The organism is Pseudomonas frigoris (assembly GCF_047758635.1).
GTDB classification, from domain to species: domain Bacteria; phylum Pseudomonadota; class Gammaproteobacteria; order Pseudomonadales; family Pseudomonadaceae; genus Aquipseudomonas; species Aquipseudomonas frigoris.
Map to the genome: position 1 here is coordinate 1,087,515 of NZ_CP180479.1, position 21,385 is coordinate 1,108,899.

The window sequence follows — 21,385 nt, forward strand, 5'->3', positions numbered from 1 at the left end:
TTTAGTGTGTCCACTAAAAGCGCGCAGAATTATTCGGTGAAGAAGCGGGGTGACGTGTCCATACGTCACTCCGCTTTTTTACAACCTGCGATCGCCCTTTCAGGCTTTATTTACGGGAGGTCTTCTTGACTAAGCCAGCCATACTCGCCCTTGCTGATGGCAGCATTTTTCGCGGCGAAGCCATTGGAGCCGACGGTCAAACCGTTGGTGAGGTGGTGTTCAACACCGCAATGACCGGCTATCAGGAAATCCTTACCGATCCTTCCTACGCCCAACAGATTGTTACCCTGACTTACCCGCACATCGGCAACACCGGCACCACGCCGGAAGACGCCGAGTCCGACCGCGTCTGGTCCGCTGGCCTGGTTATCCGTGACCTGCCACTGGTTGCGAGCAACTGGCGTAACACGATGTCTCTGTCCGACTACCTGAAAGCCAACAACGTTGTGGCAATCGCCGGTATCGACACTCGCCGCCTGACGCGCATCCTGCGTGAAAAAGGCGCGCAGAACGGCTGCATCATGGCCGGTGACAACATTTCCGAAGAAGCCGCCATCGCCGCCGCTCAGGGTTTCCCTGGCCTCAAAGGCATGGACCTGGCGAAGGTCGTCAGCACCAAAGAGAAATACGAGTGGCGCTCGACTGTCTGGGATTTGAAAACCGACAGCCATGCGACCATCGAAGCCGCTGAGCTGCCGTACCACGTGGTTGCCTACGACTACGGCGTCAAGCTGAACATCCTGCGCATGCTGGTCGAGCGCGGTTGCCGCGTGACCGTGGTGCCGGCACAGACGCCAGCTGCTGAAGCGCTGGCATTAAAGCCGGACGGCGTGTTCCTGTCCAACGGCCCAGGTGATCCGGAGCCTTGCGATTACGCGATCCAGGCGATCAAAGATGTGCTGGAAACCGAAATTCCGGTCTTCGGTATCTGCCTTGGTCACCAGCTGCTGGCTCTGGCTTCCGGTGCCAAGACCCTGAAAATGGGTCACGGCCACCATGGTGCCAACCACCCGGTCCAGGATCTGGATACCGGTGTGGTGATGATCACCAGCCAGAACCACGGTTTTGCGGTAGACGAAACGACCCTGCCAGCCAACGTCCGCGCGATCCACAAATCGCTGTTCGACGGCACCCTGCAAGGTATCGAGCGTACCGACAAGAGCGCCTTCAGCTTCCAGGGTCACCCGGAAGCCAGTCCTGGCCCGAACGACGTAGCACCACTGTTTGATCGCTTCATCAACGAAATGGCCAAGCGACGCTAATCGCTCGCCGTGATGTAGCAAAGCTTGAGGGCGGTCCCGACACACGGTGGCCCCCTCAAGTCTTCAAAGATTGAACAAGACGGCTTGCCGACTGACCTGCGGATTTGAGTGACAAACCCATGCCAAAACGTACAGATATTAAAAGCATCCTGATTCTCGGCGCTGGCCCGATCGTGATCGGCCAGGCCTGCGAATTCGACTACTCCGGCGCCCAGGCCTGTAAAGCCCTGCGCGAGGAGGGTTACCGCGTCATTCTGGTGAACTCCAACCCAGCGACCATCATGACCGACCCGGACATGGCCGACGCCACCTACATCGAACCGATCAAGTGGCAGACCGTTGCCAAGATCATCGAGAAAGAGCGTCCGGACGCGCTGCTGCCGACCATGGGTGGCCAGACCGCTCTGAACTGCGCACTGGATCTGGAGCGCGAAGGCGTTCTGGAGAAGTTCGGCGTAGAGATGATCGGCGCCAACGCTGACACCATCGACAAGGCTGAAGACCGTTCGCGCTTCGACAAGGCGATGAAATCCATCGGCCTGGACTGCCCGCGTTCAGGTATCGCCCACAGCATGGAAGAGGCCAACGTGGTCCTCGAGAAGCTTGGCTTCCCGTGCATCATCCGTCCGTCCTTCACCATGGGCGGCACCGGTGGCGGTATCGCTTACAACCGTGAAGAGTTCGAAGAAATCTGCGCCCGAGGCCTCGACCTGTCGCCGACCAAAGAGCTGCTGATCGACGAATCCCTGATCGGCTGGAAAGAGTACGAAATGGAGGTTGTCCGCGATAAGAAGGACAACTGCATCATCGTCTGCTCCATCGAAAACTTTGACCCGATGGGCGTGCACACCGGTGACTCGATCACTGTTGCTCCGGCACAAACCCTGACGGACAAGGAATACCAGATCATGCGTAACGCCTCGTTGGCGGTACTGCGTGAGATCGGCGTGGAAACCGGCGGCTCCAACGTTCAGTTTGGCATCTGCCCTGACACTGGCCGTATGGTCGTGATCGAGATGAACCCGCGTGTATCCCGCTCTTCGGCACTGGCCTCGAAAGCCACTGGTTTCCCGATTGCGCGTATCGCTGCCAAGCTGGCGATCGGCTACACCCTGGACGAGCTACAGAACGAAATCACCGGCGGCGCTACTCCTGCATCCTTCGAGCCGTCGATCGACTACGTCGTCACCAAGCTGCCACGTTTCGCCTTCGAAAAATTCCCGAAAGCCGACGCACGCCTGACCACTCAAATGAAGTCGGTCGGTGAAGTCATGGCCATCGGCCGGACTTTCCAGGAATCCCTGCAGAAAGCCCTGCGCGGTCTGGAAGTGGGCGTTTGCGGCCTGGACGAGAAGCTCGACCTGAGCAACCCGGAAAGCATGAGCGTGCTCAAGCGCGAACTGACCGTGCCGGGTGCCGAGCGTATCTGGTACGTGGCTGACGCCTTCCGCGCCGGCCTGTCGGTCGAAGACATCTTCGGCATGAACATGATCGACCCGTGGTTCCTAGTGCAGATCGAAGATCTGATCAAGGAAGAAGAGAAGGTCAAGACCCTGGGGCTGGCCAGCATCGACCGCGACTTGATGTTCCGCCTCAAGCGCAAAGGCTTCTCCGACATGCGTCTGGCCAAGCTGCTGGGCGTAACCGAGAAGGCTCTGCGTCGCCACCGTCACAAGCTGGAGATTTTTCCGGTCTACAAGCGCGTTGACACCTGCGCGGCCGAGTTCGCCACCGACACCGCTTACCTCTACTCGACGTATGAGGAGGAGTGTGAAGCCGCGCCGTCGGGCCGCGACAAGATCATGATCCTCGGCGGCGGTCCTAACCGTATCGGCCAAGGCATCGAGTTCGACTACTGCTGTGTGCACGCGGCATTGGCCCTGCGCGAAGACGGTTACGAGACCATCATGGTCAACTGCAACCCGGAAACCGTTTCCACCGACTACGACACCTCCGATCGCCTGTACTTCGAACCAGTGACCCTGGAAGACGTACTGGAAATCGTCCGCGTCGAGAAGCCGAAAGGCGTGATCGTCCAGTACGGCGGCCAAACCCCGCTGAAACTGGCTCGCGCCCTGGAAGAAGCTGGCGTGCCGATTATCGGCACCAGCCCTGACGCCATCGACCGTGCCGAAGACCGTGAGCGCTTCCAGCAAATGGTCGAACGCCTGAACCTGCGTCAGCCGCCAAACGCCACCGTGCGCAGCGAAGACGAAGCGATTCGTGCCGCTGCCAAGATCGGTTACCCGTTGGTGGTTCGTCCGTCCTACGTACTGGGCGGCCGCGCGATGGAAATCGTTTACGAAGAAGAAGAGCTCAAGCGCTACCTGCGCGATGCGGTGAAAGTGTCCAACGACAGCCCGGTGCTGCTCGACCACTTCCTCAACTGCGCAATCGAAATGGACGTGGATGCGGTCTGCGACGGCACCGACGTGGTGATCGGCGCGATCATGCAGCACATCGAGCAGGCCGGCGTTCACTCCGGTGACTCCGCGTGCTCCTTGCCGCCGTACTCGCTGCCTGCTCACATCCAGGACGAGATGCGCGAACAGGTCAAGAAAATGGCCCTGGAACTGGGCGTTGTCGGGCTGATGAACGTTCAGCTGGCGCTGCAAGGCGAAGACATCTACGTCATCGAAGTCAACCCGCGCGCTTCCCGTACCGTACCGTTCGTGTCGAAGTGCATCGGTGTTTCCCTGGCGATGATCGCGGCTCGCGTGATGGCCGGTAAAACCCTGAAGGAAATCGGTTTCACCAAAGAAATCATTCCGAACTTCTACAGTGTGAAAGAGGCGGTGTTCCCATTCGCCAAATTCCCTGGTGTGGACCCGATCCTGGGCCCAGAGATGAAGTCCACGGGTGAAGTGATGGGCGTGGGCGACACCTTTGGTGAAGCGTTTGCCAAGGCCCAAATGGGCGCCAGCGAAGTGCTGCCGACCGGCGGTACCGCGTTCATCAGTGTGCGTGATGACGACAAGCCACTGGTTGCAGGCGTGGCCCGTGATCTGATCAACTTGGGCTTCGAAGTGGTCGCCACTGCCGGTACTGCCAAGCTGATCGAAGCCGCAGGCCTGAAAGTGCGTCGTGTGAACAAGGTGACCGAAGGTCGTCCGCACGTGGTCGACATGATCAAGAATGACGAAGTCACCCTGATCATCAACACCACCGAAGGTCGTCAATCGATCGCTGATTCGTACTCCATTCGTCGTAATGCCTTGCAGCACAAAATCTACTGCACCACTACCATTGCTGCTGGCGAAGCTATCTGCGAAGCGCTGAAGTTCGGTCCCGAGAAGACCGTGCGCCGCTTGCAGGATCTACACGCAGGATTGAAGGCATGATCAAATACCCAATGACCGTCAAGGGCGCAAAAGCCCTGGAAGAAGAACACGCTCACCTGACCAAGGTCGTCCGTCCGAAGCTCAGCCAGGACATCGGTACGGCCCGCGAGTTGGGTGATTTGAAAGAAAACGCCGAATACCACGCTGCTCGCGAGCAGCAAGGTATGGTCGAGGCGCGGATCCGCGACATCGAAGGCCGCATGCAAAACGCGGTGATCATCGATGTCACGACCATTCCTCACACCGGCAAAGTGATCTTCGGCACCACCGTTGAAATCGCCAACGTCGAGACGGATGAAAGCGTCACTTACCACATCGTTGGTGAGGATGAGGCTGACTTCAAGCTCGGCAAGATTTCGGTCGGCTCGCCATTGGCCCGCGCCTTGATTGCCAAGGAAGAGGGTGATGTGGTTGCCGTGAAAACGCCTGGCGGCGTTATCGAGTACGAGATTGTCGAAGTTCGCCACATCTAAGCGCAGGCGCCCGCTACGTGCGGGCGCCATGCTTTGGCAGCTGACTCAGATGTTGTGGGTTGGTGGTCTGTGGCTGTTGCACATCGGTCTGCTGCCGGTGCTGGGCAAAATCGGCCTGGCACCGCTGCTGATCGACGAAATCGCAGGCATGCTTGATGCGCTGATGGTGGGGTTCGCCGCAGCGTGTGTGATTTTTCAGGCTTTGGTGCTGGTTCAGGCCGAGGGCCTTGCCAGTCTATGGCGCGATATTCGCGGGCAGCTGCTGCTGATGGCGCTGTATGCGTGTGCGATGTATGCCGCGGTGCGTATCAGTTGGCCGGATGCCGTGCGTTGGCAGGTGTTCAGCTATCTTGTTCTGGGCTTTTCCGGGCTGGCGCTGGTGTTGCAGTCGGTGCCTGGATGGAGTGGCAGGGTGCGCGAAGCACACCCTTGACCCTTGTCATCACTTGAAGCGATGGACGTTCGACAGCTGCTTGTTGACGCTGAAGTTCTTGCGGTAAATCAGTGCCATCTTGCCGATGACCTGAACCAGGTCCGCTTTGCCGACCTTGCACAGTTCTGCAATGTTCGCCAGGCGCGACTCGCGATCGAGGATGTTGAGCTTGATTTTAATCAGCTCGTGATCCGCCAAAGCGCGTTCAAGTTCGGCTAACACACCTTCAGTCAAACCGTTGTCAGCCACAGTCAAAACTGGTTTCAGATGGTGGCCAATGGATTTGTACTGTTTCTTCTGCTCTTGAGTGAGCGGCATAATCTGACCCTTTAGTCTGGATTCTGTAAAATGGCGGCCATTTTACCCGAGGGTTCGTGGATCCGCCCAATTAATCACGACCCTTATCATCGAGGTGCCCAATGGCGCGTTCCAAGACAAGCCTTGGTTGGCTGAAAAGACATGTCAATGATCCCTATGTGAAGCAGGCGCAGAAGGATGGTTACCGCTCGCGTGCGAGTTACAAGCTTCTGGAGGTCCAGGAGAAATACAAGCTGATCCGTCCGGGTATGAGCGTTGTCGACCTGGGTGCGGCGCCCGGCGGCTGGTCGCAGGTCACTAGTCGGTTGATCGGTGGTCAGGGGCGTCTGATCGCCTCGGACATCCTGGAAATGGACAGCATTCCGGACGTGACTTTCATCCAGGGTGACTTCACCCAGGACGAAGTGCTCGCTCAGATCCTTGAAGCCGTGGGTAATTCGCAGGTGGACCTTGTGATTTCCGATATGGCCCCCAATATGAGTGGTACGCCTGAGGTGGACATGCCAAAAGCCATGTTTCTATGTGAGCTGGCTCTTGATCTGGCGGCTCGGATACTCAAGCCGGGTGGTAATTTCGTGATCAAGGTGTTTCAGGGCGAAGGGTTTGATGCTTACGTGAAGGACGCTCGTCAGAAATTCGACAAGGTCCAGATGATCAAGCCGGACTCTTCCCGTGGCAGTTCCCGCGAGCAATACATGCTGGCTTGGGGCTACCGCGGCCGTAGTGAGTAAATCGAGGTTTTTTTGCGGGTCGATAGGATTTTCGTATTTCGCCCCGTGAGCATTTGCGAATATTGTGTAGAAAGTGTTTCACAAAGGGTTACAGACGGCGCCTGCCAGAGCCGTAGGTAATGTAGTAAGTTAGGCCGGTGAATATCATGCGAAGCGCGCGCCATTAGCGGAGCTTGCTTCAGAGGGTAGTTAATTGAACGATATGGCAAAGAATCTGATCCTGTGGTTGATCATCGCGGCTGTCCTGGTGACAGTGATGAACAACTTCTCCAGCCCTAACGAGCCGCAGACCCTCAACTATTCCGACTTCATCCAGCAGGTCAAGGATGGAAAGGTCGAGCGCGTAGCGGTTGACGGCTACGTGATTACCGGTAAACGCAACGATGGCGACAGCTTCAAGACCATTCGTCCGGCAATCCAGGACAACGGTCTGATCGGCGACCTCGTGGACAACCATGTCGTCGTCGAAGGCAAGCAGCCTGAACAGCAAAGCATCTGGACTCAGCTCCTGGTCGCAAGCTTCCCGATCCTGGTGATCATCGCCGTGTTCATGTTCTTCATGCGGCAGATGCAGGGCGGCGCCGGAGGAAAGGGCGGGCCAATGAGCTTCGGCAAGAGCAAGGCGCGCCTGCTCTCCGAGGATCAAGTGAAAACCACCTTGGGTGACGTTGCCGGTTGTGACGAAGCCAAGGAAGAAGTCGGTGAGTTGGTCGAGTTCTTGCGTGATCCGGGCAAGTTTCAGCGTCTGGGTGGTCGCATTCCTCGCGGCGTGCTGATGGTGGGTCCTCCGGGGACCGGTAAAACCTTGATCGCCAAAGCGATTGCAGGCGAAGCAAAAGTACCTTTCTTCACTATTTCTGGTTCCGATTTTGTCGAAATGTTTGTGGGTGTCGGTGCCAGCCGTGTTCGTGACATGTTCGAGCAGGCCAAGAAGCACGCGCCATGCATCATCTTCATCGATGAAATCGACGCCGTCGGTCGTCATCGTGGCGCCGGGATGGGTGGTGGTCACGATGAGCGGGAGCAGACTCTCAACCAGTTGCTGGTAGAGATGGACGGCTTCGAAATGAACGACGGCATTATCGTTATCGCTGCAACCAACCGTCCGGACGTACTGGACCCTGCGTTGCTGCGTCCTGGCCGTTTCGACCGTCAGGTTGTCGTCGGTCTGCCGGATATCCGTGGTCGCGAGCAGATTCTCAAGGTTCACATGCGAAAAGTGCCAATGGGTGACGATGTCGCTCCGGCCGTGATCGCTCGTGGTACCCCTGGTTTCTCTGGTGCCGACCTGGCTAACCTGGTGAACGAAGCGTCGTTGTTCGCGGCCCGTGCCGGCAAGCGCATCGTCGAAATGAAAGAGTTCGAATTGGCCAAAGACAAGATCATGATGGGCGCCGAGCGCAAATCCATGGTCATGTCCGAAAAAGAGAAGCAGAACACCGCTTACCACGAGGCAGGTCACGCTATTGTTGGGCGCGTCGTGCCTGAGCATGACCCGGTCTACAAGGTGTCGATCATCCCGCGCGGTCGTGCGCTGGGTGTGACCATGTTTCTGCCGGAAGAAGATCGCTACAGCCTGTCCAAGCGTGCGTTGATCAGTCAGATCTGCTCGTTGTACGGCGGCCGTATTGCTGAAGAAATGACCTTGGGCTTCGATGGCGTCACCACCGGTGCATCAAACGACATCATGCGTGCCAGCCAGATTGCACGGAACATGGTGACCAAGTGGGGTTTGTCGGAAAAACTCGGCCCGTTGATGTACGCAGAAGAAGAGGGCGAAGTGTTCCTCGGTCGCGGCGGTGGCGGTCAGGGTGCAAGCTTCTCCGGTGAGACGGCCAAGTTGATCGACTCCGAAGTCCGCAGCATCATTGATCAGTGCTACGGCACGGCCAAGCAGATCCTCACCGATAACCGTGACAAGCTCGACGCCATGGCTGATGCCTTGATGAAGTACGAAACGATCGACGCTGATCAGATCGACGACATCATGGCGGGTCGTACGCCTCGTGAACCTCGCGACTGGTCAGGCGGCACCGGTACCTCCGGAACTCCTCCGGTGGCACAGGATCCGCGTCCGGAAACACCGATCGGCGGTCCGGCTGCTGACGTTTAAGGTTTGAAATGACTTCTGTTCAGTCCTCGACCCGGTTGCCTTGCGGCAATCGGGTTCTCGATTTAGCCCTGACGCACGTCATGGGTATTCTCAATGTCACTCCCGATTCCTTCTCTGATGGCGGCCAATATAGCCAGCTCGATGCAGCCTTGCGCCATGCTGAGGCTATGGTAGCGGCCGGCGCGACGTTGATTGATGTCGGTGGCGAATCGACCCGGCCGGGTGCCAGGGTGGTTTCACCGCTGGAAGAGCTTGAGCGCGTAGCTCCGGTCGTCGAGCGAATACACCGCGAGCTGGATGTAATTATCTCGGTCGACACTTCCACCCCGGCTGTCATGTGCGAAGCCGCACGACTTGGCGCGGGGTTGATCAATGACGTGCGCTCTCTGCGGCGCGATGGCGCTCTGGATGCGGCTGCGGCCACTGGTCTGCCGGTCTGTCTGATGCATATGCTCGGTGAGCCGGGCGACATGCAGGACAATCCGCAGTATCAGGACGTCACGAAAGAGGTGGGCGAGTTTCTCGCCGAGCGCATGGCTCAGTGTGCGTCGGTAGGAATTACAGCGGACCGGATCATCCTTGATCCGGGCTTTGGCTTCGCAAAAACCTTGCAGCACAATCTAAGCTTGTTCAAGCATATGGAGGCCCTGCATGCCTTGGGGCGGCCCCTGTTGGTCGGGGTCTCGCGAAAGAGCATGATAGGTCAGGCATTGAATCGTCCAGTTGGCGAGCGTCTGCATGGTGGTCTGGCGCTTGCAGCGCTGGCTTCGGTCAAGGGGGCGCGTATATTGCGCGTCCATGATGTGGCCGAAACCGTCGATGTGGTGCGGATGATCGCCGCAGTGGAATCAGCCGAATAAGAATGATGGAGCACTTATGACTAAAAAATACTTTGGCACCGACGGCATTCGTGGTCGGGTCGGCGAATATCCGATTACTCCTGACTTCATGCTCAAGCTCGGCTGGGCTGCTGGTATGGCGTTCCGCAAAATGGGCGCCTGCAAGGTGTTGGTGGGCAAGGACACTCGGATCTCTGGCTATATGTTCGAATCTGCGCTCGAGGCCGGACTTACTTCGGCAGGTGCCGATGTCATGCTCCTGGGCCCGATGCCGACACCGGCCATCGCCTACCTGACGCGTACCTTCCAAGCTGAAGCGGGCATCGTGATCAGTGCCTCGCACAACCCTCACGATGACAATGGCATCAAGTTTTTCTCCGGGAAGGGCACCAAGCTTCCTGATGAAGTCGAGCATATGATCGAAGAGTTGCTCGACACCCCGATGACTGTGGTTGAATCGAGCAAGATCGGCAAGGTATCGCGCATCAACGATGCTTCGGGCCGCTATATCGAATTCTGCAAAAGCAGCGTCCCGACCGGCACCAGCTTCGCGGGCCTGAAGATCGTGATCGACTGCGCTCATGGTGCGACCTACAAGGTGGCGCCTAGTGTATTCCGTGAGCTGGGAGCCGATGTCGTTGTGCTTTCTGCTCATCCTAACGGCCTGAACATCAATGAAAATTGCGGTTCGACCCATATGGGGCCGCTGCAAGCTGCTGTATTGGCCGAGCATGCTGATTTGGGTATCGCCTTTGACGGTGATGGTGACCGCGTTCAGATGGTTGATCATACCGGTACTGTCGTCGACGGTGATGAGTTGCTGTTCATCATTGCTCGTGACCTGCATGAGCAGGGCAAGTTGCAGGGTGGTGTGGTCGGTACGTTGATGAGTAATCTGGGGTTGGAGTTGGCCCTGGCGGATCTGGCAATTCCTTTTGTGCGGGCCAATGTTGGCGACCGTTACGTAATCTCCGAGTTGCTGGAGCGTGATTGGCTGGTGGGTGGTGAAAATTCGGGGCACATTGTCTGCTTCAACCACACCACCACCGGTGACGCGATCATTGCCGCATTGCAGGTATTGATGGCGCTGAAGACCCGCTCCGAGGGGCTGGCGCAATCGCGTCAGGCGCTGCGCAAGTGCCCTCAGGTGCTGATCAATGTACGATTCGGCGGCGGTGCGAGCCCTCTTGATCATCCATCCGTCAAGGAGGCAAGTGAGCGCGTTACCAAGGCTATGGCTGGTCGTGGGCGCGTGCTGTTGCGCAAGTCCGGGACGGAGCCGCTGGTGCGGGTCATGGTCGAAGGCGAGGACGAAACACAGGTTCGCGGCTACGCCGAAGAGCTGGCAAAACTGGTTACTGAAGTTTCTGCCTGATTTCGGCTTGCCAGCCATGATTGTGTTGGGTAACATCTGCGCCCACTTTGACCGACGAGGTACAGCATGCGTCGCCCTATGGTAGCTGGTAACTGGAAGATGCACGGTACCCGCGCCAGCGTCGCTGAGCTGATCAATGGCCTTCGTCATCTGGCCTTGCCGAGCGATGTTGATGTAGCGGTATTCCCGCCTTGCTTGCATATCAATCAAGTGATTGATGGCTTGAAGGAAAAGTCGATTTCGGTCGGCGCGCAGAACTCTGCGGTGGAATCCATGCAAGGTGCGTTGACCGGTGAAATTGCGCCGAGTCAGTTGGTGGATGCGGGCTGTTCTTTTGTGCTTGTCGGGCACTCCGAGCGCCGCCAGATAATGGGCGAGCAGGACGGAATGCTGATTCGCAAGTTCGCAGCGGCACAGGCAAGTGGCTTGATTCCGGTGTTGTGCGTAGGGGAGACCCTTGAAGAGCGCGAGGCTGGAAAAACTCTTGAGGTTGTCGGGCGTCAGCTAGGCAGTATCATAGAGGAGCTGGGTGTTGGTGCCTTTGCAAAGGCAGTAATCGCTTACGAGCCGGTCTGGGCCATTGGTACCGGGCTGACTGCTTCGCCGCAACAGGCGCAGGATGTGCATGCAGCCATTCGCGCTCAGTTGGCGGCAGAGAATTCTGAGGTCGCACAAGGTGTGCGGCTTCTATACGGCGGCAGCGTGAAGGCGGCCAATGCGGTCGAACTGTTCGGCATGCCGGATATCGATGGGGGGCTCATTGGTGGAGCTTCCCTGAATGCAGATGAGTTCGGTGCGATTTGTCGCGCCGCGGGAAACTGAAAAAATGCTGGAAACAGTCGTAGTCGTTTTTCATCTGCTGGGTGCATTGGGCGTAGTTGCTCTGGTATTGCTGCAGCAGGGTAAAGGTGCGGATGCTGGCGCGTCGTTCGGAGCAGGTGCTTCAAATACTGTGTTCGGAAGCCAAGGTTCCTCTACCTTTCTTAGTAAGTTTACTGCTATACTTGCCGCCGGTTTCTTCATAACCAGCTTAGGGTTAGGTTACTTTGCTAAAGAGAAGGCTCACCAGCTGACTCAAGTAGGTTTGCCAAATCCAGCAGTGTTGGAAGTTCCAAAGCAACAACCGGCTTCTGATGATGTACCGGTGCTTCAAGAGCAAAAGTCGGCTACTCCAGCGACTGACGTGCCTCCAGCTCAAGAGCAAAAGTAAGAAGGGTTTCAAACGTAGTATTGCCGAGGTGGTGGAATTGGTAGACACGCAACCTTGAGGTGGTTGTGCCCATAGGGTGTAGGGGTTCGAGTCCCCTTCTCGGTACCAATTATCAGGAGAGCCCGCTGTTGCGGGCTTTCTTGTAGGTGGAAGGTTACATTGACCCTGTCAGGGATCGGTCGTATACTTCCGCCCCAGCTTTGTCGCGGGGTGGAGCAGTCTGGTAGCTCGTCGGGCTCATAACCCGAAGGTCGTCGGTTCAAATCCGGCCCCCGCAACCAGTTTAAGGAGCCCCTTTTAAGGGGCTTTTTGTTAGCTGGACACTTTCAACGCCGCTGTTCGACGGCGTTTCAAGGATGGGCGTTTCGCCCATTTTTTTATTTTGCACAGCATGCACATACATGCACGAGGGGGTTCAGGTGTCGAGCAAGCTAGAAGAGTTGCAGGCCTTGCTGGCCCCGGTGGTCGTGGCCCTAGGCTATGAATGCTGGGGTATTGAGTTTTCGGCTCAAGGTCGCCACTCAATGTTGCGCGTTTATATCGATAAAGAGGGCGGAGTGCTGGTGGACGATTGTGCCATTGTCAGCCGTCAGATCAGCGGTGTTCTGGATGTTGAAGATCCAATCGCCGTTGAATACACCCTTGAAGTTTCCTCGCCTGGCATGGAACGCCCGCTGTTCACTATTGAGCAGTTTGCAAAATTTGCCGGTGAACAAGTGAAGATCAAGCTGCGCTCGCCTTTTGAAGGCCGACGCAACTTTCAGGGCCTTCTGCGCGGTGTAGAAGAGCAGGACGTCGTGGTGCAGGTAGAAGACCATGAGTTCCTGTTGCCGATCGATATGATCGACAAGGCCAACATTATTCCCAGTTTTGACTGAGACGCGGATCCCGCGGATCCAATGGCTTGCGAAAGGCGAGGCGTACGATGAGCAAAGAAGTACTGCTGGTTGTTGAGTCGGTATCCAATGAAAAGGGCGTACCGGCAAACGTAATTTTTGAAGCGCTGGAGCTGGCTCTGGCCACTGCTACCAAAAAACGTTTCGAGGACGAAGTTGATCTGCGTGTGGAAATCAATCGCCACACCGGTGCTTACGAGACATTCCGTCGCTGGACGGTCGTCGAAGAAGCAGACCTGGACGATCCGGCCATCGAAACCTGGCCGAGCAAGGTTGCAGAAACGCATCCTGGTGCTCAGGTTGGTGATGTAGTCGAAGAAAAGATCGAATCCATCGAGTTCGGCCGTATCGCTGCACAGACTGCCAAGCAAGTCATCGTGCAGAAAGTTCGCGAAGCCGAGCGCGCTCAAGTCGTTGATGCCTATCGCGAGCGCCTGGGAGAAATTATCTCCGGCACCGTGAAGAAAGTGACCCGCGACAACGTGATCGTCGACCTGGGCAACAACGCCGAAGCGTTGCTGGCTCGTGAAGACATCATCTCTCGCGAAACCTTCCGGGTTGGCGTGCGTCTGCGTGCGCTGCTCAAGGAAATCCGCACCGAGAACCGCGGCCCGCAGCTGATCCTGTCGCGTACCGCGCCGGAAATGCTGATCGAGTTGTTCCGCATCGAAGTGCCGGAAATCGCTGAAGGCCTGATCGAAGTAATGGCAGCATCCCGTGACCCGGGTTCGCGCGCCAAGATCGCGGTCCGCTCCAAGGACAAACGCATCGACCCGCAAGGCGCTTGCATCGGTATGCGCGGTTCGCGCGTCCAGGCAGTGTCGGGTGAGTTGGGCGGTGAGCGTGTGGACATCGTCCTGTGGGACGACAACCCGGCTCAGTTCGTGATCAATGCAATGTCGCCGGCTGAAGTGGCGGCAATTATCGTTGACGAAGATGCCCATGCAATGGACATCGCCGTTGGCGCAGACAATCTCGCTCAGGCCATCGGTCGCGGTGGTCAGAACGTGCGTCTGGCTAGCCAGTTGACTGGCTGGACCCTGAACGTGATGACCGAATCGGACATCCAGGCTAAGCAGCAAGCAGAAACCGGCGACATCCTGCGCAACTTCATCGACGAGCTGGAAGTCGACGAAGACCTGGCACAGGTGCTGGTAGATGAAGGCTTTACCAGCCTGGAAGAGATTGCCTACGTACCGTTGGAAGAAATGCTCAACATCGACGGCTTTGACGAAGAAACCGTCAACGAGCTTCGCGCTCGCGCCAAGGATCGTTTGTTGACCAAAGCCATCGCTACTGAGGAAAAGCTGGCAGACGCCCATCCGGCCGAAGACCTGCTCTCGCTTGAGGGTATGGACAAGGATTTGGCGATGGAACTGGCGGTGCGCGGCGTAATTACCCGCGAAGACCTGGCCGAGCAGTCTATTGACGATCTGCTCGACATCGACGGCATTGACGATGATCGTGCCGGCAAGTTGATCATGGCCGCCCGAGCCCACTGGTTCGAGTAATTAGGCGCGGCCTGAGGAGAGAAGTGCATGACGCAAGTCACGGTGAAACAACTGGCCGATGAGGTCAAAACACCGGTAGAGCGCCTGTTGCAGCAGATGCGTGAGGCAGGTCTGCCGCACACCGCCGCCGATGAAGGTGTGAGCGATAGTGAGAAGCAGTCTTTGCTGACTCACTTGAAGAGCAGCCACAAGGCGAAAGTGGAAGAACCGCGCAAGATTACATTGCAGCGCAAAACCACCAGTACACTGCGTGTTGCTGGCAGCAAAAGCATCAGCGTTGAAGTACGCAAGAAGAAAGTCTTCGTACAGCGCAGCCCGGAAGAAATCGAAGCCGAGCGCAAACGCGAACTGGAAGAACGTCGCGCAGTAGACAATGCTGCACGTCAGAAGGCTGAAGAAGAAGCCAAGCGTCGCGCCGAAGAAGAAGCGCGTCGCCAGCCTGCTGCTGCGCAAACCGCTACTAACGACGCCGTTGCAGCGCCTGCTGCAGTTGCCGAGCCAGTACGCGAAAGCGCACCGGTTGTAGCCGCTGCTCCAGCACCGTCTGCTGACGTTCGCAACAAGCAGAACGAACAGCGCCGTCCGGATAAACCACGTGCCGACGATAACAATCGTCGCAGCGGTGGTGGCGACGGCGAGCGTAAAAACGCTCCGCATCGTGCTTCGGTCAAAGAGAAAGCGCCTGCACCACGCGTTGCCCCACGTACTACCGACGAAGAAAGCGATGGCTTCCGTCGTGGTGGTCGCGGCAAGGCCAAGCTGAAAAAACGCAACGCACACGGTTTCCAGAGCCCAACAGGCCCTGTCGTGCGTGATGTGCAGATCGGCGAGACCATCACTGTTGGCGATCTCGCCAATCAGATGTCGGTCAAGGCTGCTGAAATCATCAAGTTCATGTTCAAACTGGGTACTCCAGCGACCATCAACCAGGTGCTTGATCAGGAAACTGCTCAACTGGTAGCCGAAGAACTGGGCCACAAAGTGACCCTGGTCAGCGACACCGCCCTGGAAGATTCCCTGGCCGAGTCCCTGAAGTTTGAAGGTGAGACGTTCTCCCGTGCGCCAGTCGTGACCGTAATGGGCCACGTTGACCACGGTAAGACGTCGCTGCTCGACTATATCCGTCGTGCCAAGGTAGCTGCTGGCGAAGCCGGCGGTATCACCCAGCACATCGGTGCGTACCACGTTGAAACTGATCGCGGCATGGTCACGTTCCTCGACACCCCGGGTCACGCTGCGTTTACCGCAATGCGTGCTCGTGGTGCCAAGGCGACTGACATCGTGATCCTGGTCGTTGCAGCGGACGACGGCGTTATGCCGCAGACCATTGAAGCGGTCCAGCACGCCAAGGCTGCCGGTGTTCCACTGGTGGTTGCTGTGAACAAAATCGACAAGCCGGGCGCTGATCTCGATCGCATCCGTAGCGAACTGTCGGTTCACGGCGTGACTTCGGAAGAGTGGGGCGGCGACACCCCGTTCGTATCGGTTTCGGCGAAAGTCGGTACTGGCGTGGACGAGTTGCTCGAAGCTGTTCTGCTGCAAGCTGAAGTTCTGGAACTGAAAGCGACTCCTTCGGCTCCTGGCCGTGGGGTCGTGGTTGAATCGCGTCTCGACAAAGGTCGTGGCCCGGTTGCAACCGTTCTGGTTCAAGACGGTACCCTGCGCCAAGGCGACATGGTGCTGGTCGGTTCGAACTATGGCCGTGTACGTGCCATGCTCGACGAGAACGGCAAGCCAATCAAGGAAGCCGGTCCTTCCATCCCTGTCGAGATCCTCGGCCTGGACGGTACCCCGGACGCTGGCGACGAGATGAGCGTGCTGTCGGACGAGAAGAAAGCCCGTGAAGTGGCTCTGTTCCGTCAAGGCAAGTTCCGCGAAGTCAAACTGGCTCGCGCTCACGCCGGCAAGCTGGAAAACATCTTCGAAAACATGGGTCAGGCAGAGAAGAAGACGCTCAACATCGTCCTCAAATCCGACGTCCGTGGTTCGCTGGAAGCGTTGAACGGTGCCTTGAACGGCCTGGGTAACGACGAAGTGCAAGTGCGTGTTGTCGGTGGCGGTGTCGGTGGTATCACCGAATCCGACGCCAACCTGGCACTGGCCTCCAACGCTGTACTGTTTGGCTTCAACGTGCGTGCCGATGCTGGCGCTCGCAAGATCGTCGAGCAGGAAGGTCTGGATATGCGTTACTACAACGTGATCTACGACATCATCGAAGACGTCAAGAAAGCCCTCACCGGTATGCTGGGCAGCGATGTTCGCGAGAACATCCTGGGTACCGCTGAAGTGCGTGACGTGTTCCGTTCGCCGAAGTTTGGCGCGATCGCCGGTTGCATGGTTATCGAAGGTGTTGTTCACCGTAACCGTCCAATCCGTGTACTGCGTGAAGACATCGTTATCTTCGAAGGCGAGCTGGAATCCCTGCGCCGCTTCAAGGATGACGCTTCCGAAGTACGTGCCGGCATGGAATGCGGTATTGGCGTCAAGAGCTACAACGACGTCAAAGCAGGCGACAAGATCGAAGTCTACGAGAAGGTTCAGGTTGCTCGCAGCCTCTAACTCGCGCACTTCAAGGGCCACGATGAGCCGTCGCATGCAGATGCGCGGCGCAGCGTCAGGACTCTAAATGCAACGCCCGGTCTGGCTTTTGTCAGGCCGGGCGTTTGCCGCTTTCAGACCCTTCGGGTTTCACCGTGGGGCAGTAACAGGTAACAAGACATGGCAAAAGAATACAGCCGTACCCAACGTATCGGCGATCAGATGCAGCGTGAGCTGGCACAGCTGATCCGTCGTGAAGTCAAAGACCCGCGCGTCGGCCTGGTCACCATTACCGCTGTTGAAGTCAGCCGTGACGTCGGTCACGCCAAGATCTTCATCACCGTGATGGGTCAGGACAACGCTGAAGACATCGCGCAAAGCATCAAGGTGCTCAACTCCGCCGCCGGTTTCCTGCGCATGCAGTTGGCTCGCGAAATGAAGTTGCGCAGCGTTCCGCAGTTGCACTTCCACTACGACGAAAGCGTCGTGCGTGGTGCTCATCTGTCGGCATTGATCGAACGTGCAGTAGCTGAAGACAATCAGCATCCGGTTGCGGCAGAAGCCGAAGACACCAAGGAGTAATCGGTGGCTCAGGTCAAACGTATCCGTCGTAACGTCAGCGGTATCATCCTGCTCGACAAGCCACTGGGGTTCACCTCCAATGCGGCGTTGCAGAAGGTCCGCTGGCTGCTGAACGCCGAGAAGGCCGGGCACACCGGCAGTCTCGATCCGCTGGCCACCGGCGTGTTGCCGTTGTGCTTCGGTGAGGCCACCAAGTTTTCGCAATACCTGCTCGATTCCGACAAGGCTTATGAAACCCTGGCGCAACTGGGCAAGACCACCACCACGGCGGATGCCGAGGGTGACGTTTTGCTGGAGCGCCCGGTGACCGTTGGTCGCGCCGATGTTGAAGCGGTGCTGCCGAAATTTCGTGGGCAAATCAGTCAGATACCGCCCATGTACTCGGCGCTCAAACGTGATGGCCAGCCGTTGTACAAGCTGGCCCGGGCAGGTGAAGTAGTGGAGCGCGAACCGCGTTCTGTTACTATTGCGCGCTTGGAATTACTGGCCTTTGAAGGTGATACTGCGCGGCTTGCAGTGGATTGCACCAAAGGTACCTATATCCGCACCCTGGTGGAGGATATCGGTGAGCAACTCGGTTGTGGCGCTTACGTTGCTGAACTGCGACGTACCCAGGCCGGGCCTTTCACGCTGGCCCAGACGGTCACGCTTGAAGAGTTGGAAGCGGTACATGCCGAAGGCGGCAACGAAGCGGTCGACCGCTTCCTGATGCCATCGGACAGCGGCCTGCTGGATTGGCCACTGTTGCAGTTCTCGGAGCACAGCTCGTTCTACTGGCTTAACGGCCAACCGGTACGAGCCCCGGATGCACCGAAGTTCGGCATGGTACGGGTACAGGATCACAATGGTCGCTTCATCGGTATAGGTGAAGTGAGCGAAGACGGGCGCATCGCGCCACGTCGACTGATTCGGTCAGAATGACCGGAACCAGTTTGGTGTAAAAGCGTAACGAGCGAAGGGAAGACAAGGAAAAAACAGGCGAGGAAGCGGAGTTGACTGCTGTCAATGAGCATTCCGAGCCTGTTTTTGACGCAGGATTACCGAGCGCAGTAGCTTTTGCACAAACTGGGACGAGGGTGGCTGTTAACAGGCACGGTCACTACTCATTTTTAGATACAGGGATTTGTCCCTGGCCTGTTGAAGCTGTTTCTTTGAAACAGTTTCCTGATAAAAGGATTGCCTCATGGCTCTCGACGTTCAAGAAAAAGCTCAAATCGTAGCTGACTACCAGCAAGCTGTTGGTGACACTGGTTCGCCAGAAGTGCAAGTTGCACTGCTGACCCACAACATCAACAAGCTGCAAGGTCACTTCAAGGCCAACGGTAAAGATCACCACTCCCGTCGTGGTCTGATCCGCATGGTAAACCAGCGTCGTAAGCTGCTGGACTACCTGAAAGGCAAGGATCTGGGTCGTTACCAGGCTCTGATCGGTCGCCTGGGTCTGCGTCGCTAATAAGCGATTGCGCTAGAGGTTGGTTGTCTGTCGTACGTCAGTGGGTTTCCCGCTGGCGCATGGCAGGCTCCCAGCCTCAAGTTTTATCTGGATACCTGCTTTACCTGGACAATGACAGTCGGGCCGATTCCCGGCGTTGCCCAAGAATTTCGCAAGAAGACAAGTTCCCCAAGAGCCACAAAAGAAGGTAGGACACCGTGAACCCGGTAATCAAAAAATTCCAGTTCGGTCAGTCGACCGTTACCCTCGAGACTGGCCGTATCGCCCGTCAGGCCTCCGGCGCAGTATTGGTCACCGTTGACGACGACGTCAGCGTATTGGTGACCGTAGTCGGTGCCAAACAAGCCGATCCAGGCAAGGGCTTCTTCCCTCTGTCCGTTCACTACCAGGAAAAGACTTACGCTGCCGGTAAGATCCCTGGCGGTTTCTTCAAGCGCGAAGGCCGTCCTTCCGAGAAAGAAACCCTGACTTCCCGACTGATCGACCGTCCGATCCGTCCGCTGTTCCCAGAAGGCTTCATGAACGAAGTGCAGGTTGTCTGCACCGTCGTTTCCACCAGCAAGAAAACCGATCCGGACATCGCTGCGATGATCGGTACCTCGGCTGCCCTGGCTATCTCCGGCATTCCTTTCGATGGCCCGATCGGCGCTGCCCGCGTTGCGTTCCACGAAAGCACCGGCTACCTGCTGAACCCGACTTACGAACAACAGAAAGCTTCGAGCCTGGACATGGTCGTTGCCGGTACTTCGGAAGCCGTGTTGATGGTTGAGTCGGAAGCCAAAGAGCTGACCGAAGACCAGATGCTGGGCGCGGTACTGTTTGCTCACGACGAGTTCCAGGTTGTGATCAACGCTGTTAAAGAACTGGCTGCCGAAGCGGCCAAGCCAACCTGGGCCTGGGCTCCACAACCAGAAGCGACCGCTCTGCTGGGCGCTATCCGTGCCGAGTTCGGCGACGCGATCTCCCAGGCTTACACCATCACCATCAAGGCCGACCGTTACGCTCGCCTGGGTGAGTTGAAGGACCAGGTTGTTGCCAAACTGTCCGGTGAAGAAGGCCAGCCTTCTTCCAGCGAAGTCAAAGCTGCTTTCGGCGAAATCGAATACCGCACCGTTCGCGAAAACATCGTTAACGGCAAGCCACGTATCGACGGCCGCGACACCAAGACCGTACGTCCTTTGAACATCGAAGTCGGTGTTCTGCCTAAGACCCACGGTTCGGCACTGTTCACCCGTGGCGAAACCCAGGCTCTGGTCGTTGCAACACTGGGCACCGCCCGTGACGCACAACTGCTGGACACCCTGGAAGGCGAGAAAAAAGACCCGTTCATGCTGCACTACAACTTCCCTCCGTTCTCGGTAGGTGAGTGTGGCCGCATGGGTGGCGCTGGTCGTCGCGAAATAGGTCACGGCCGTCTGGCCCGTCGTTCGATTGCAGCCATGCTGCCTGCTGCCGACGTGTTCCCGTACACCATCCGTGTGGTGTCGGAAATCACCGAGTCCAACGGTTCGAGCTCCATGGCTTCGGTCTGCGGCGCGTCCCTGGCTCTGATGGATGCTGGCGTTCCGATGAAGGCACCAGTTGCCGGTATCGCCATGGGTCTGGTTAAAGAAGGCGAGAAGTTCGCCATCCTGACCGACATCCTGGGTGACGAAGACCACTTGGGCGACATGGACTTCAAAGTAGCCGGTACCGCCAAAGGTGTGACCGCGCTGCAGATGGACATCAAGATCAAAGGCATCACCGAAGAAATCATGGAGATCGCTCTGGGCCAAGCCCTGGAAGCGCGCCTGAACATCCTCGGTCAGATGAACCAGATCATTGGCCAGTCGCGTACCGAATTGTCGGAAAACGCTCCGACCATGATCGCGATGAAAATCGACACCGACAAAATCCGTGATGTCATCGGTAAAGGCGGCGCGACCATTCGTGCGATCTGTGAAGAGACCAAGGCTTCGATCGACATCGAAGACGACGGCTCGATCAAGATCTTCGGCGAAACCAAGGAAGCGGCTGAAGCAGCACGTCAGCGCGTTCTGGGTATCACCGCTGAAGCCGAAATCGGCAAGATCTACGTTGGTAAGGTTGAGCGCATCGTCGACTTCGGCGCATTCGTCAACATCCTGCCGGGCAAGGACGGTCTGGTCCACATCTCGATGTTGAGCGACGCTCGCGTAGAGAAAGTGACCGACATCCTGAAAGAAGGCCAGGAAGTGGAAGTACTGGTACTGGACGTGGACAACCGCGGCCGTATCAAGCTGTCCATCAAAGACGTAGCAGCAGCCAAGGCTTCGGGCGTTTAATCACTCC

General features: G+C 57.3%; 18 protein-coding genes and 2 tRNA genes. 19 read left to right on the forward strand and 1 reads right to left on the reverse strand.

The genetic code is table 11. The features are described 5' to 3' along the window. Positions 1–125 precede the first annotated feature (125 nt). The 4 genes from carA to ACMXYH_RS04890 all read left to right on the forward strand — a co-directional run bounded on the left by carA (position 126) and on the right by ACMXYH_RS04890 (position 5,509). Positions 126–1,262 (forward strand): glutamine-hydrolyzing carbamoyl-phosphate synthase small subunit, encoded by a 1,137-nt coding sequence (gene carA / locus ACMXYH_RS04875; RefSeq protein ID WP_415766473.1) that lies wholly within the window; start codon positions 126–128, stop codon positions 1,260–1,262. A 119-nt stretch (positions 1,263–1,381) separates the two neighbouring features. After that, positions 1,382–4,603: a carbamoyl-phosphate synthase large subunit gene (carB, locus tag ACMXYH_RS04880; RefSeq protein WP_129438612.1), complete on the forward strand. Its 3,222-nt coding sequence runs from the start codon at positions 1,382–1,384 to the stop codon at positions 4,601–4,603. Continuing rightward, on the forward strand, positions 4,600–5,076 hold the full coding sequence (greA, locus tag ACMXYH_RS04885; RefSeq protein WP_046045786.1) for a transcription elongation factor GreA: 477 nt from the start codon (positions 4,600–4,602) through the stop codon (positions 5,074–5,076). Before carB ends, greA begins: the two co-directional genes overlap by 4 nt. Before the next feature lie 28 nt (positions 5,077–5,104). Continuing rightward, entirely contained in the window at positions 5,105–5,509 is a 405-nt protein-coding gene (locus ACMXYH_RS04890; protein ID WP_415766474.1) for an MFS transporter, read from the forward strand. A 9-nt stretch (positions 5,510–5,518) separates the two neighbouring features. Here ACMXYH_RS04890 and ACMXYH_RS04895 read toward each other — a convergent pair whose 3' ends face one another. After that, positions 5,519–5,827 (reverse strand): YhbY family RNA-binding protein, encoded by a 309-nt coding sequence (locus ACMXYH_RS04895; protein WP_008005472.1) that lies wholly within the window; start codon positions 5,825–5,827, stop codon positions 5,519–5,521. 101 nt (positions 5,828–5,928) lie between these two features. Between ACMXYH_RS04895 and rlmE the strand changes: the two genes are divergently transcribed. From rlmE to pnp, 15 genes are all read left to right on the forward strand, one after another. Further along, positions 5,929–6,558, forward strand: a complete 630-nt coding sequence (rlmE, locus tag ACMXYH_RS04900) for a 23S rRNA (uridine(2552)-2'-O)-methyltransferase RlmE (protein ID WP_007900501.1) — start codon at positions 5,929–5,931, stop codon at positions 6,556–6,558. Positions 6,559–6,760: 202 nt separating this feature from the next. Beyond that, on the forward strand, positions 6,761–8,671 hold the full coding sequence (gene ftsH / locus ACMXYH_RS04905) for an ATP-dependent zinc metalloprotease FtsH (RefSeq protein WP_129438606.1): 1,911 nt from the start codon (positions 6,761–6,763) through the stop codon (positions 8,669–8,671). 8 nt (positions 8,672–8,679) lie between these two features. Next, entirely contained in the window at positions 8,680–9,531 is an 852-nt protein-coding gene (gene folP / locus ACMXYH_RS04910; RefSeq protein WP_415766475.1) for a dihydropteroate synthase, read from the forward strand. 16 nt (positions 9,532–9,547) lie between these two features. Continuing rightward, on the forward strand, positions 9,548–10,885 hold the full coding sequence (glmM, locus tag ACMXYH_RS04915; RefSeq protein WP_134422046.1) for a phosphoglucosamine mutase: 1,338 nt from the start codon (positions 9,548–9,550) through the stop codon (positions 10,883–10,885). A gap of 66 nt (positions 10,886–10,951) precedes the next feature. Continuing rightward, positions 10,952–11,707 carry a triose-phosphate isomerase gene (tpiA, locus tag ACMXYH_RS04920; protein WP_415766476.1) on the forward strand — a complete coding sequence of 252 codons (756 nt, stop codon included), beginning with the start codon at positions 10,952–10,954 and terminating at the stop codon, positions 11,705–11,707. A 4-nt stretch (positions 11,708–11,711) separates the two neighbouring features. Continuing rightward, positions 11,712–12,095 carry a preprotein translocase subunit SecG gene (secG, locus tag ACMXYH_RS04925; protein ID WP_017336473.1) on the forward strand — a complete coding sequence of 128 codons (384 nt, stop codon included), beginning with the start codon at positions 11,712–11,714 and terminating at the stop codon, positions 12,093–12,095. 22 nt (positions 12,096–12,117) lie between these two features. Continuing rightward, positions 12,118–12,203 (forward strand) — tRNA-Leu (locus tag ACMXYH_RS04930). Between the two features lie 96 nt (positions 12,204–12,299). Then, positions 12,300–12,376: transfer RNA gene (locus ACMXYH_RS04935), tRNA-Met, on the forward strand. Between the two features lie 138 nt (positions 12,377–12,514). Then, the gene (gene rimP / locus ACMXYH_RS04940) at positions 12,515–12,973 is read left to right on the forward strand and encodes a ribosome maturation factor RimP (RefSeq protein ID WP_010463487.1); all 459 of its coding nucleotides are present in this window, start codon (positions 12,515–12,517) and stop codon (positions 12,971–12,973) included. 47 nt (positions 12,974–13,020) lie between these two features. Next, on the forward strand, positions 13,021–14,502 hold the full coding sequence (nusA, locus tag ACMXYH_RS04945; RefSeq protein ID WP_008024459.1) for a transcription termination factor NusA: 1,482 nt from the start codon (positions 13,021–13,023) through the stop codon (positions 14,500–14,502). 27 nt (positions 14,503–14,529) lie between these two features. Further along, on the forward strand, positions 14,530–17,061 hold the full coding sequence (gene infB, locus ACMXYH_RS04950; protein WP_129438599.1) for a translation initiation factor IF-2: 2,532 nt from the start codon (positions 14,530–14,532) through the stop codon (positions 17,059–17,061). Between the two features lie 159 nt (positions 17,062–17,220). Beyond that, a complete protein-coding gene (gene rbfA, locus ACMXYH_RS04955) occupies positions 17,221–17,622 on the forward strand; it encodes a 30S ribosome-binding factor RbfA (RefSeq protein WP_008149016.1) in 402 nt (133 codons plus the stop codon). A 3-nt stretch (positions 17,623–17,625) separates the two neighbouring features. After that, on the forward strand, positions 17,626–18,543 hold the full coding sequence (gene truB, locus ACMXYH_RS04960) for a tRNA pseudouridine(55) synthase TruB (RefSeq protein ID WP_129438597.1): 918 nt from the start codon (positions 17,626–17,628) through the stop codon (positions 18,541–18,543). Positions 18,544–18,805: 262 nt separating this feature from the next. After that, positions 18,806–19,075 (forward strand): 30S ribosomal protein S15, encoded by a 270-nt coding sequence (gene rpsO / locus ACMXYH_RS04965; protein WP_003176135.1) that lies wholly within the window; start codon positions 18,806–18,808, stop codon positions 19,073–19,075. A 197-nt stretch (positions 19,076–19,272) separates the two neighbouring features. Next, the gene (pnp, locus tag ACMXYH_RS04970; RefSeq protein WP_201114931.1) at positions 19,273–21,378 is read left to right on the forward strand and encodes a polyribonucleotide nucleotidyltransferase; all 2,106 of its coding nucleotides are present in this window, start codon (positions 19,273–19,275) and stop codon (positions 21,376–21,378) included. Positions 21,379–21,385: the final 7 nt, after the last annotated feature.